Raw genomic sequence first — 13,109 nt, 5'->3', positions numbered from 1 at the left:
CGTTTCTTTTAAGTTCATTGCTTTATAAATGAGATGATAAAAGTAGTACTTTTGAATACTTCATCAAATCATTGGTGATGTTTTTGCGATATTGTTACGAATACACATTTTTTATTGCTGAATGAAAATTTTTTCCTCACATCAAATATATCAAGCTGATAAATCCACAATTCAAAAAGAACAGATAACCAGCGATGCACTCATGGAACGGGCAGCTACACAACTGTTCGAATGGATGCATGCTCGCTTACGGGGCACCCAGGTGAACATAAAACTGTTCTGCGGTATTGGTAACAATGGGGGAGACGGCTTGGTGTTGGCCAGAAAATTGCATGAGCATGGTTATTCCATTCACGTATTTGTGGTAAACTATAGTGATAAGCGCTCGGAAGATTTCCTGTTGAACCTGGAACGCTTGAAGGATGGAAAGGTATGGCCGGATTTTATCAATAACGATAGTGGTTTACCCAATATTTCCGAATCGGATATTGTTGTCGATGCCATTTTTGGAATTGGTCTGAACAGGGTTCCCGATGATTGGGTCGGTAATTTAATAGCCCATATTAATGCTTCCAATGCCTTTACACTATCTGTGGATGTACCGTCTGGATTACCTGTGGATAGATCTCCTTGGGAACCATCTTATGTGATCAGGTCTAGTTATGTGTTGAGCTTTCAGTTACCCAAATTAATTTTCTTTTTGCCAAAGACGGGTGCTTATGCCAATCAATGGGAACTATTGGATATTGGATTGGACGCCGAGTTTATCGCAAAAACGGAAACGGATTTTGAGCTGATAGGGCGACCGGAGATTTTGCAAATGTACCGACCCAGGTCGAAGTTCTCCCACAAAGGAACCTATGGACATGCGGTTATTATTGGAGGCAGTTATGGAAAAATAGGGGCTGTTCAGTTGGCGTGCAATGCCTGTTTGAGTGTTGGTTGTGGACTGGTTACGGCTGTTGTGCCCAAATGTGGTTACCATTCCCTACAAACTGCCGTGCCCGAAGCTATGGTACTTACCGGTTCCAGGGATAAAATTATTTCACGGATAGAAATTCCTTTTAGTCCAACTGCTGCTGGCATAGGGGTGGGAATGGGCAAGGATGAGGATACGGTCCAGGCTTTGGCTGTTTATTTGAAGGGTTCAGGTTCTCCTATGGTTATTGATGCCGATGCATTGAATATTCTTTCCGAGAACCGGGATTTGCTTAAAGATGTACCGGAAATGTCCATTTTGACCCCTCATCCCAAGGAGTTGGAGCGACTGATAGGCCCGTGGACATCAGATTTTGAAATGTTGGACAAGGCCAAGTCGTTTGCTGATCGATATAACTTGGTGGTGGTAATCAAAGGAGCCCATACTATTACTTTGTACAATGGCAAGGGATATGTTAATACCACAGGTAACCCTGGTATGGCAACTGCAGGAAGTGGTGATGTTTTAACCGGAATGATTACAGGGCTTTTGGCTCAAGGATATCCACCGGCCGAGGCTGCAATATTTGGGGTATACCTTCACGGGCTGGCCGGAGACATTGGCGCTTCCAAAAATGGATATGAAGCTCTAAAGGCTTCGATTATTGTGGGCAATATTGGTAGTGCTTATTCGGAACTGTTCCGTAAACCTGAAGCGGAGCAAAAAGAAAATCCCAGGTAAGGATGGGAATCAAGCGCTGTTTCTGCTTTTTCTTGCTTTTAATCTTTTCTGGATCCAACTCAGAGCGTTGTCGAATTCAATAAAAAACTCCATAGGCTTTTTGTAGAACATTTTTTCAATATTGAAATTGTGCATGTCTATTTCCTTTTTGGAAACAATGGCGAAAGCGATAAGGTTGTCCATGCCCCTTAAATAATTGTATACCGTTGGGTCAATGGCGTACGAGTTCTTTCTTAAACTGATGTATGCAAAATCCTTTTCTCTAAAATGGATCTCTGAAATGCCTATTATTTGGTAGGCCCTTTCCAGGGTAATGGTGGTTCCTTCATCAAAAGAAGCAACCATATAATTGTTGAAAACCTGAACGGTTCCAATGTCCAGTTGATACTCGCGTACCACAACCGTCTTCTTATTAGAAGTAATTTTCATCCCCAAGTAATTATAGTGTCTCGCCAACGAAATTATGAGGGTTGCGCACCGTGAGGAAAAATAATAGATTAAACGCTAAAATATCGTGTGTATGGTAATTACAGGGCATAAAAAAAGCTGACGATCGTCAGCTTTTTTTAAGTGTTGTTTCAAATTATTTTTCGGCTTCGGGCGATTTCTCGGCCTTTTTTATTTTAATGGTGAGTTCATCATTTTTCTCGTCCAGATCCATAAAAATACTGTCGCCTTCTTCCAACTTAGAATTCACTATTTCCTCTGCAAGGGCATCTTCAATATATTTTTGGATGGCTCTTTTAAGAGGTCGTGCACCATATTGTTTATCGAACCCTTTGTTGGCGATGTAGTCTTTTGCTTTTTCGGATAGATTCAGGTCATAGCCGATTTCCTTGATTCGCTTGTACAGCTTGTTCAATTCAATATCGATAATTTTATGGATATCTTCTCTCTCCAAAGCATTGAATACTACTACATCATCGATCCTGTTAAGGAATTCCGGGGCAAATGCTTTTTTTAAGGCGTTTTCAATTACACTTTTTTGATGGCTATCGGCCTGTGCCTTTTTTGCAGCGGTTCCGAAACCTACACCTTGTCCAAAATCTTTTAACTGTCTGGCACCTATATTGGAGGTCATAATAATTATGGTGTTCCTGAAGTCGATCTTACGTCCAAGACTATCGGTCAAGAATCCATCATCCAATACCTGTAAAAGCATATTGAAAACATCGGGATGTGCTTTTTCCACCTCGTCCAACAATACTACGGAATAGGGTTTGCGGCGTACTTTTTCCGTTAACTGACCGCCTTCTTCGTAACCTACGTATCCGGGAGGGGCCCCTACCAATCTCGAAATGGCGAATTTTTCCATGTACTCGCTCATATCTATGCGAATAAGGGCATCTTCGGAATCGAACAGTTCCTTGGCCAGAATTTTGGCCAATTGGGTTTTACCGACCCCTGTTTGTCCCAAGAAAATGAACGAACCTATTGGTTTGTTAGGGTCTTTGAGTCCGGCACGGTTTCTTTGAATGGCCCGTGCAACTTTGGTTACGGCTTCGTCCTGGCCTATTACAAAGCCTTTGATCAAATTGGGCAGTTCTGCCAATTTGTTGCTTTCGGTCTGGGCAATTCTGTTCACGGGTATTCCACTCATCATGGAAACCACGTCGGCAACGTTGTCCTCGGAGACCGTTTCCCGATGTAACTTGCTTTCCTCTTCCCAGCGTTCTTGGGCGGATGCCAATTCTTTTTCGAGACGTTTTTCGTCGTCTCTAAGTTTGGCGGCTTCTTCGTATTTCTGTTTTTTGACAACGCTGTTCTTAAGTTCGCGAACGTCTTCCAACTGGCCTTCCAGTTCCAGAATTTGTTTGGGAACATCCATGTTCACGATATGCACTCTTGATCCAGCCTCGTCCAAGGCATCGATGGCCTTGTCCGGTAAAAAGCGGTCCGTCATGTAGCGGTTGGTCAATTTTACACAGGCCATAATGGCGTCGTCCGTATAGTTTACGTTGTGGTGTTCTTCGTACTTCCCTTTGATGTTCATCAAAATCTCGATGGTCTCTTCCACGGAAGTAGGTTCTACCATAACCTTTTGGAATCGACGCTCCAAGGCTCCATCTTTTTCTATATATTGTCTATACTCATCAAGCGTAGTTGCTCCGATACATTGTATCTCACCCCTTGCCAATGCGGGTTTAAACATATTGGAAGCATCCAAGCTGCCTGTTGCACCCCCGGCACCAACAATGGTATGTATCTCATCAATGAACAAGATGATATCGTCGTTCTTCTCCAACTCGTTCATTACGGCTTTCATTCGCTCTTCAAACTGTCCACGGTATTTTGTGCCTGCCACCAACGAAGCCAAATCCAAGGTCACCACTCTTTTGTTGTAAAGGATACGTGAAACCTTTTTGTTGATAATGCGCAGTGCCAAACCTTCGGCAATGGCACTTTTACCAACTCCTGGCTCACCAATAAGTAATGGGTTGTTCTTTTTTCTACGACTCAATATTTGGGAAACACGCTCAATTTCCTTCTCTCTGCCCACAACGGGATCGAGTTTGTTATCTTCGGCCAAACGAGTGAGGTCCCTGCCAAAATTGTCCAAGACCGGTGTCTTGGATTTTTTGTTTCCCTTTGGAGCGGATCCGGAACCAAAGGAACTTTCTTTGCTATCGCCCATATCGTCAGCGTCGCCAGGGAAAGATTCTGCTTGAGGGGAATCAATATAATCATCGTCACTGGTGATCATGGATTTGAACTGTTCCTTTACATTGTCGTAATCCACTTTTAGCTTGTGCAACAATTTTGTTGTAGGGTCATTCTCGTTCCTAAGAATACAGAGCAAAAGGTGCGCTGTATTTATGGAGGAACTTTGGAAAAGCTTTGCCTCCAGGAAGGTGGTCTTCAATGCTCTTTCCGCTTGGCGCGTAAGGTGAAGATTTTTTTTATCCTTCTGTATTGTTCCTGTATTGGGATTTGCAGGACTCAGTATTTCCACCTTTCTGCGAAGGTGGTCCAAGTCCACGTCCAGTGCGTCCAATATGTTTATGGCCTTGCCATTCCCGTCTCTTAAAAGACCCAGCATAAGGTGTTCCGTTCCAATGAAATCATGGCCCAATCTCAGGGCTTCTTCCTTGCTGTATGCTATAACGTCTTTTACGCGGGGGGAGAAATTATCGTCCATACGTTTCTTTTTCAGCAATTAAAATTAATAAAAGTATTGTTACGATGGGCAAATACCGTACCCTTATTCGATAAAGTAGTGCTAAATGTCGGAATAAATAACTTTTTTAACCGGATTTAACAAAGCTTTATTGGCAGCTCGGTTATCAATCCGAACTGTTGATAATTTTTTTAATAAAGTCTTAGTAAAGGGCTATAAAGGCTCGTATTTTCTGTATATTGCCATGATAATTTAACCACAAAAAAACAATAATAAATAAGCATGGCGGAAGGAGAAAAGTTAATTCCCATTAATATTGAGGATGAGATGAAATCTGCCTACATTGATTATTCAATGTCGGTCATTGTGTCACGTGCCCTGCCAGATGTTCGTGATGGTTTAAAACCTGTACATAGGAGAGTGCTCTACGGAATGCACGATTTGGGTGTAAGGGCCAATAGTTCACACAAAAAATCGGCCCGTATTGTAGGGGAGGTTTTAGGTAAGTATCACCCGCATGGGGATTCTTCTGTGTATGATACCATGGTGAGAATGGCACAGGAGTGGAGTCTCAGGTATATGTTGGTAGATGGTCAAGGTAACTTTGGCTCTGTAGATGGCGATAGCCCTGCGGCCATGCGTTATACCGAGGCCAAAATGCGCAAGATCGCCGAAGAAATGTTGGCCGATATTGACAAGGATACGGTAGATCATCAGCTTAATTTTGATGATACCATCCAAGAACCCACCGTATTGCCCACCCGTATTCCCAACTTGTTGGTGAACGGGGCATCCGGTATCGCTGTGGGTATGGCAACCAATATGCCTCCCCACAATTTATCGGAAGTGGTGGATGGTACTGTTGCCTATATAGATAACCATGATATTGAAATAGATGAACTGATCACACACATTAAAGCCCCGGATTTTCCAACGGGTGGAATTATTTATGGCTACGATGGTGTAAAGGAAGCTTTCCACACTGGTCGTGGACGTGTGGTAATGCGTGCCAAGGCCACTATTGAGGAAGTACAAGGGAAAGAAAGTATCGTGGTTACCGAAATCCCATATCAGGTGAACAAGGCGGATATGATCAAAAAGACCGCCGACCTCGTTAATGAAAAGAAAATCGAGGGCATTTCTACCATTCGGGATGAATCCGATAGAAATGGTATGCGCATCGTTTACATTTTAAAGCGCGACGCCATTCCGAACATCGTACTTAACATGTTGTACAAGTACACGGCGCTTCAATCCTCTTTTAGTGTCAACAATATTGCATTGGTCAATGGTAGGCCGGAGCTGTTGAACCTAAAGGACATCATTCACCATTTTGTGGAGCATAGGCACGATGTCGTGGTCCGTAGAACCAAGTTCGAGCTTAAAAAGGCCGAAGATCGTGCGCATATCCTGGAAGGACTCATTATAGCTTCCGACAATATAGATGAGGTAATTGCGATTATCCGAGGGTCCTCCAATGTAGAGGAGGCCCGTAACAATTTGATCGAACGCTTTAAATTGACAGAGGTTCAGGCGAAGGCAATCGTAGAAATGCGCTTGCGTCAACTTACCGGTCTGGAGCAGGACAAATTAAGAGAAGAGCATGCCGAACTTTTGAAGACCATCGAGGATCTAAAGGATATTCTTGCCAAGAAGGAACGAAGAATGCAGATCATCAAAGATGAACTTCTTGAGATAAAAGAAAAGTATGGGGATGATAGAAGATCGGAAATCAACTATGCAGGAGGTGACTTGAGCATAGAGGACATGATCCCGGATGAGCAAGTGGTCATAACCATTTCGCATGCAGGATACATTAAACGAACTTCGCTAACCGAATATAAGACCCAGAACAGGGGCGGGGTGGGCCAAAAGGCATCGTCCACAAGGAACGAGGATTTCTTGGAGCATTTATTTGTAGGGACCAACCATCAGTACATGTTGTTCTTTACTCAGAAAGGAAAATGTTTCTGGATGCGTGTATATGAAATTCCCGAAGGAAGTAGAACTTCAAAAGGGAGGGCTATCCAAAATCTTATCAATATAGAACAGGATGATAAGGTCAAAGCCTTTATCTGTACCCAAGATCTTAAGGACGAAGACTATGTGAACAGTCACTATGTGATCATGGCCACAAAGAAGGGAACCGTTAAAAAGACTTCCTTGGAGCAATACTCAAGACCTCGTCAAAATGGAATCAACGCCATAACCATCAAAGATGGTGATGAGCTATTGGAAGCAAAACTTACCACAGGGACAAGCCAGATTTTCTTGGGGCTTAAATCCGGTAAGGCCATCCGTTTTGAGGAGTCCAAGACCAGACCAATGGGTAGAAACGCGTCCGGTGTAAGAGGTGTATCCTTGGCAGATGAAAACGATGAGGTGGTAGGAATGGTATCCGTACATAATTTCGAGGATGACATTTTGGTGGTTTCCGAAAGAGGTTACGGAAAACGATCCAATATTGATGACTACCGAATCACCAATAGAGGAGGTAAAGGTGTAAAAACCATTTCCATTACCGAGAAAACCGGAGGACTTGTCGCCATAAAGAATGTTACCGATACCGATGATTTGATGATTATCAATAAATCAGGAATCGCCATTAGAATGGGTGTAGAAGATCTTAGGGTAATGGGCAGGGCCACACAAGGAGTCCGCTTGATCAACTTAAAGGACAACGATTCCATTGCCGCGGTAGCCAAAGTAATGAAAGAAGATGATCCTGTGGACGAAGTGGACATTAGGGATATCGAGGTGAACGGTGAAGATGGCACAGCTATTGATAATAACACCGAGGATAAAGAATAATTTCAACTAAGTAATAATAGATAAACACTAAATAATTAGAATTTTTAACATGAGAACAAAAATAATTGTACTTCTGGCCATGGGAATTTCCACAATGGGATTTGCACAGAAGGATGAGATGAAGGCGGCGGAGAAAGCACTTAAAAATGGTGATGCCGCTGCGGCAAAAGCAGCCTTGACCAGTGCCGCCTCAACAATCGATTCGGCCAAAGAAAGGGAACAGGCCGAGTATTACGCGCTTTTAGGAAACGCCAATTACGATTTGGCCAAGAAAGGTGACGTTTCTGCTTTTCAATCAGCCGTAGATGCCTACAATAAGGTAATCGCTGTAGAAGAAGCTAGTGGCAAAGCCAAATTTACTGCTGTTGCCAAAGAAAAAATGTCACAAATGACAGCTGATTTGGTAAACTCTGCAGTAGAGGACAACAACAACAAAAAGTTCGGTGAGGCTGCCGAAAAGCTTTATATGGGGTATAAACTAAGCCCTAAGGATACGGTTTATTTGTACTATGCAGCAAGTAGTGCAGTAAATGGTCAAAACTACGAAGAGGCCTTAAAGTACTATAATGAATTAAAGGAATTGGGCTATAATGGTGAATCTGTAAGCTATACTGCGGTTAATGTCGAGTCCGGTGAAACAGAAACTATGGACAAAGCCACCCGCGATCTATATGTAAAAGCCGGAACGCACAAAGACCCTAAGGAAGAGGTGAGCCCGTCCAAAAAGCCGGAAATCGTAAAGAATATTGCCTTGATCTATCAACAAATGGGCAATAATGAGAAGGCGGTGGAAGCATATGCAGATGCCAGGGCGGAAAACCCAGATGATGTGAACCTAGTGCTTGGAGAAGCCAACCTATACTATGCCATGGGGCAAAAAGATAAATTCAAGGAGTTGATGGGGCAAGCTTCCGAAATGGCCCCGGACAATCCTGACTTGCTTTACAACATTGGAGTAATAAATATGGAACAAGGCAACTTAGAGGACGCTAGAGATGCCTACAAAAAGACTTTGGCCATTGATCCAGGTTACATCAATGCGTTATTAAACCTTTCCACTACATATGTAAACGAAGGAAACGGTCTTATCGATGAAATGAATGCTTTGGGAACTTCTAAGGCAGACATAGCCAAGTACGACGAACTTAAAGATGAAAAGGACCGCCTTTTTAGAGAGGGAGCCAAAGTTTTGGAAGATGCATTACAATCCAATCCCGACAATGAAAGTATTCTTACACAGTTGAAGAATATTTACGGAGCATTGGGTGATAACGATAACTACATGAGAATTAAAAAGCTTTTGGGCGAATAATCGTAATTCTTCTATAAAAAAATAGCCCCGCTAAAACGGGGCTTTTTTTATATCACTTTTTTAATGACCCTTAATTGATGGGTATAGAGTTTCTCTTCGGAATTAAAGATTCCCGTGTGGTCGATCCGATCAATGCGAACATGACCATGGACATGGATAATGTAGTTGTCCTTTAAGATTATGCCAACATGATCGATCACCCCTTCGTGGTTATCAAAAAAAGCAAGGTCGCCTGGTTCACTTTCTTCGATAAAGCTCAAAGCTTCACCTTGTTTGGATTGATTTTCGGCGGTTCTTGCCAGCGAATGCCCATTTATCTTGTAAACCATTTGAGTAAACCCGGCGCAATCAATACCAAAAGGAGTTTTTCCACCCGATAAAAAAGGAGCCTTCAAGTATAAAATGGCCGTATCCACCAAGCTTTCCTTTGGAGTTTTTCCAGTATGTATGCTTCCTTCAAAAGTGTGGTTCAGCAATTCCGGGGCATTGATCATGGAGCCCATAAGAATGGGCAGTAACATTCCGTTTTCCGTGCAAATATGGGAGATTACGTCGGCACATATTTTTTGAGGATCCATTGCATGTATCCTTTCAAAAGTTTGCTCTTCGATAAAGGTTAGCTGATTATTGGGTATCCAACCTTCAAAATTGTCATAAGCTGACCGAATCCTGCTCCATTTCTTCCTTTTCTCCAATACCTTAAAGTGCTCCCCGTATAACAACTGGGAAGTCATTTCGGCACCATCGTCGGGATTTGTTCGTATAGGAACAACACTTAGAGGACAAATTCCATATTGCATTTACTGTACGGCTTGAATCACTAATTTCTTTCCAAAACAATTGAGGAGGCGCCACCACCACCATTACAGATGGCCGCAGCCCCAAGTTTGGCATTATTTTGTTCCAAAATGTTCAACAGGGTAATCGTGATTCGAGCACCGGAACATCCTAGCGGGTGCCCTAGGGATACTGCGCCGCCATTTACGTTTACATTGGAATCATTTAGTCCAAGAATCTTCATGTTGGCCAATCCGACCACTGAAAATGCTTCATTGAACTCAAAATAATCAATGTCTTCTATGGAAACGCCTGCGCGGTCCAGTGCTTTTGGTAAAGCTTTGGCAGGTGCCGTGGTGAACCATTCAGGTTCGTGGGCGGCGTCGGCATATCCCTTAATGGTTGCAAGAGGTTTTAATCCCAGTTCATTCGCCTTGTCCTCACTCATCAAAACAACGGCGGCTGCACCATCGTTAATGGTGGATGCATTTGCTGCGGTTACCGTGCCATCCTTAGAGAAGGCCGGTCGCAAAGCGGGTACTTTCTCAAGCTTTATATTTTTGAATTCTTCGTCTTCACTAACCACAATTGGCTCGCCTCTTCGCTGTGGAACTTCCACGGGAACCACTTCGTTGTTGAATTTCCCTGCTTTCCATGCGTCGGCTGAGCGTTTGTACGATTGAACCGCGTAAGTGTCTTGATCTTCTCTACTAAACTTATATTCGGTTGCGCAGGCATCGGCACAAACCCCCATGGCATTTTGATCATAAGCATCGACCAAACCGTCCTTTTGCATACCGTCCACCATAGTGGCAGGACCAAATTTGGTGCCCTGTCTCATATTTACATAGTGTGGGATCATACTCATATTTTCCATACCACCGGCAACAACTATGGAGTTTTCGCCCAGGGCAATGGATTGTGCGCCCTGCATAATGGTTTTCATTCCGGAAGAACAAACTTTATTAACGGTGGTACAAGGAACAGTATTGGGAATTCCGGCAAAAATGGCAGCTTGTCTTGCAGGTGCCTGTCCAGTACCTGCTTGTACCACATTGCCCATCAAAACCTCTTCGACAAGTTCGGGCTTAAGGCCGATTTTCTCCAATGCGCCCTTAATGGCAACTGCACCTAATTTAGGGGCTGGAACACTGGATAGGGCTCCCATAAAACTACCTATTGGCGTTCTGGCAGCGGAAACGATTACAACTTTTTTCATATGTGCATTTTTACTCCTGCGAAAATACTAAATTTAAACGCAAACCAATGGGGAGTTCGGTCAACGGACTTCTTAGTTATATATTTTCTATTTTTGAAGCTAATAGAATAAGGGAATGGGAAAAACTTTGGACAATGTATACAAACATCAATCGCTGGTCTACAAGTATTTCCTGTATGTGGTCTCGGTGGCCTTGATCGTGTTTTTTTTTCCAAAAGGAGGAAAGTTTAAATACGAATTCCAGAAAGGTAAGCCGTGGCAATATGAGAATTTATACGCTCCCATTGACTTTTCCATACATAAGACCCAACAAGAGGTAGAGGAGGAGCAATCTACCATTCGAACCAATAAAACGGATTACTACACGTATAGTTCAACTGTTGTTTCGGAGGTGAGGGCAGAAGTCTCGAATGGGATAAATACCTTGTTCCAGACCGATATTTTTACATCAAGCCAACGGGAATCATTGAGAAATTTATCCGAAGAAGTTCTCACACATGTATATGACCATGGGATTTTTCAAAATATGCCCCAGTCCCGAGCAACAGTGGTAGTAAAAAATAATGAGGCACAACCCATTGCTCCCAATGATTACCAGAATGTAGAGCTCGCCAAAAAAGCAGTGACCGAATATTTGTCCGATGCCAACAGTTATGGCACGGATAGGTTGTCAGGGATTATCAGGAACAACCTTAAAGCCAATTTGTTCTATGATAATGTTCTAACCGAGAGTGCCCTGAACGACGAACTTTCTAAAATTTCCTATACCCGTGGAGAGGTGGACCAAGGAAAACTGATCATATCAAAAGGTGAAATAGTAGAGAATGAAGATTTTAAAGTGCTGAGCTCCCTTAGGGATGAGTATGAGTCCGAATTATGGATGGGAAGCAATTATTATTTTATACTACTTGGGTACACGATATTGGTGGCCTTGGTGCTCATTATGTTGTTTCTGTTTTTGAAACGCTACAGAAGCGATATTTTTCTGAACAACAATAAGGTTACTTTTATTTTCTTCAACATTTTGTTGATGGTCGTCGCTACAACATTAATGGTGAAACATTACGAAAATTTTGTTTACATGGTGCCTTTGTGCATACTTCCCTTGGTGCTAAAGAATTTTTTTGATGCGAGATTGGGTCTTTTTGTCCATGTGCTAACAGTTCTGATTCTTGGTTTTGTTGTACCCAACAGCTTTGAATACATCTTTTTACAGATAATCGCAGGTATTGTTACTATTTTAACGGCTTCCGAACTTTACAAGAGAGCAAATCTATTTATATCGGTAGGTCAGATTACCTTGATCTACATTGTGGGATATTTTGCCTTTCATGCCATACACGAGGGGAATCTGGACAATATAGAGTGGGTTTTGTTCGGGGTTTTTGTTTTGAATGGACTTTTGACTCTTTTTGCGCAACCGTTAATTTATATGTTCGAAAAAGTTTTTGGTCTTGTATCCGACGTGTCGTTATTGGAACTGTCCGACACCAACTCCAAATTGCTCAAAGAGCTATCGGATAAAGCACCGGGCACGTTCCACCATTCCCTGCAAGTGGCCAATTTGGCCGAAGCAGCAGCAAACGAGATCGGGGCAAATGCAATGTTGGTAAGAGTGGGTGCGCTATACCACGATATTGGAAAAATGGAGAATCCGACCTACTTCACGGAAAATCAGATTACCAATGTAAATCCGCACGACGATCTACCGCCAAAGGAAAGTGCAAAGATTATAATAGACCACGTAATTAAAGGTATTGAGATTGCAAGAAAAAACAATGTTCCCGATCGGGTCATAGATTTTATTCGAACGCACCATGGAACCACACTGGTGTATTATTTCTTTAAAAAACAACAAGAGTTGGATAAAGATGCCGATCCGGCAAACTTTAAATACCCAGGACCTGTGCCATTCTCCAAGGAAACAGCTATTTTAATGATGTCGGATGCAGTTGAAGCGGCTTCCAAAAGCTTAAAGAACCCAACTTACGGTATAATAGATGCGTTTGTGGAGAAAATTGTAAAAGGACAAATGCAGGCCGATCAGTTTTTAAATGCCAATATTACGCTCAAAGAAATCGAAATGGTAAAGAAAGTGCTTAAACAGAAGCTCACCAATATCTATCATTTAAGGGTGGAATATCCTGAATAGCAGGATGATGATAAAAGTTGCAATAAAAAAATGAAAAAATAGTTGCGATCTTGTTTCTGA

General features: G+C 42.5%; 8 protein-coding genes. 4 read left to right on the top strand and 4 right to left on the bottom strand.

Annotated features, from left to right (window positions below; genetic code table 11):
* Positions 1-121: 121 nt before the first annotated feature.
* Positions 122-1,660 (top strand): NAD(P)H-hydrate dehydratase, encoded by a 1,539-nt coding sequence (locus ACXAFK_RS11520; protein ID WP_474957866.1) that lies wholly within the window; start codon positions 122-124, stop codon positions 1,658-1,660.
* Between the two features lie 9 nt (positions 1,661-1,669).
* On the opposite strand, the gene ACXAFK_RS11515 is transcribed toward ACXAFK_RS11520, so the two are convergent.
* Complete coding sequence (locus tag ACXAFK_RS11515) at positions 1,670-2,089, bottom strand: STAS/SEC14 domain-containing protein (protein WP_293295901.1); 420 nt, start codon at positions 2,087-2,089, stop codon at positions 1,670-1,672.
* A 154-nt stretch (positions 2,090-2,243) separates the two neighbouring features.
* Positions 2,244-4,799 (bottom strand): ATP-dependent Clp protease ATP-binding subunit, encoded by a 2,556-nt coding sequence (locus tag ACXAFK_RS11510; protein ID WP_293295899.1) that lies wholly within the window; start codon positions 4,797-4,799, stop codon positions 2,244-2,246.
* Positions 4,800-5,060: 261 nt separating this feature from the next.
* Here ACXAFK_RS11510 and gyrA point away from each other — a divergent pair, with 261 nt between their 5' ends.
* Positions 5,061-7,589: a DNA gyrase subunit A gene (gyrA, locus tag ACXAFK_RS11505; RefSeq protein ID WP_224834849.1), complete on the top strand. Its 2,529-nt coding sequence runs from the start codon at positions 5,061-5,063 to the stop codon at positions 7,587-7,589.
* A gap of 49 nt (positions 7,590-7,638) precedes the next feature.
* Complete coding sequence (locus ACXAFK_RS11500) at positions 7,639-8,901, top strand: tetratricopeptide repeat protein (protein ID WP_474957865.1); 1,263 nt, start codon at positions 7,639-7,641, stop codon at positions 8,899-8,901.
* A gap of 47 nt (positions 8,902-8,948) precedes the next feature.
* On the opposite strand, the gene ACXAFK_RS11495 is transcribed toward ACXAFK_RS11500, so the two are convergent.
* Entirely contained in the window at positions 8,949-9,701 is a 753-nt protein-coding gene (locus tag ACXAFK_RS11495) for a C40 family peptidase (protein WP_474957864.1), read from the bottom strand.
* Between the two features lie 20 nt (positions 9,702-9,721).
* Positions 9,722-10,897 (bottom strand): acetyl-CoA C-acyltransferase, encoded by a 1,176-nt coding sequence (locus ACXAFK_RS11490; RefSeq protein ID WP_474957863.1) that lies wholly within the window; start codon positions 10,895-10,897, stop codon positions 9,722-9,724.
* 115 nt (positions 10,898-11,012) lie between these two features.
* On the opposite strand from ACXAFK_RS11490, the gene ACXAFK_RS11485 reads away from it, so the two are divergent.
* Positions 11,013-13,049 carry an HD family phosphohydrolase gene (locus ACXAFK_RS11485; protein ID WP_474957862.1) on the top strand — a complete coding sequence of 679 codons (2,037 nt, stop codon included), beginning with the start codon at positions 11,013-11,015 and terminating at the stop codon, positions 13,047-13,049.
* Positions 13,050-13,109: the final 60 nt, after the last annotated feature.

Source organism: Flagellimonas sp. ABD4_174 (assembly GCF_056160185.1).
This window is presented reverse-complemented; position numbering and strand designations above follow the sequence as displayed.

What these genes read in the sequence shown, in the direction of transcription:
- ACXAFK_RS11520 (WP_474957866.1), top strand. Translation starts at nt 122, where the DNA reads ATGAAAATTTTTTCCTCACATCAAATATATCAAGCTGATAAATCCACA.
- ACXAFK_RS11515 (WP_293295901.1), bottom strand. Translation starts at nt 2,089, where the DNA reads ATGAAAATTACTTCTAATAAGAAGACGGTTGTGGTACGCGAGTATCAA.
- ACXAFK_RS11510 (WP_293295899.1), bottom strand. Translation starts at nt 4,799, where the DNA reads ATGGACGATAATTTCTCCCCCCGCGTAAAAGACGTTATAGCATACAGC.
- gyrA (WP_224834849.1), top strand. Translation starts at nt 5,061, where the DNA reads ATGGCGGAAGGAGAAAAGTTAATTCCCATTAATATTGAGGATGAGATG.
- ACXAFK_RS11500 (WP_474957865.1), top strand. Translation starts at nt 7,639, where the DNA reads ATGAGAACAAAAATAATTGTACTTCTGGCCATGGGAATTTCCACAATG.
- ACXAFK_RS11495 (WP_474957864.1), bottom strand. Translation starts at nt 9,701, where the DNA reads ATGCAATATGGAATTTGTCCTCTAAGTGTTGTTCCTATACGAACAAAT.
- ACXAFK_RS11490 (WP_474957863.1), bottom strand. Translation starts at nt 10,897, where the DNA reads ATGAAAAAAGTTGTAATCGTTTCCGCTGCCAGAACGCCAATAGGTAGT.
- ACXAFK_RS11485 (WP_474957862.1), top strand. Translation starts at nt 11,013, where the DNA reads ATGGGAAAAACTTTGGACAATGTATACAAACATCAATCGCTGGTCTAC.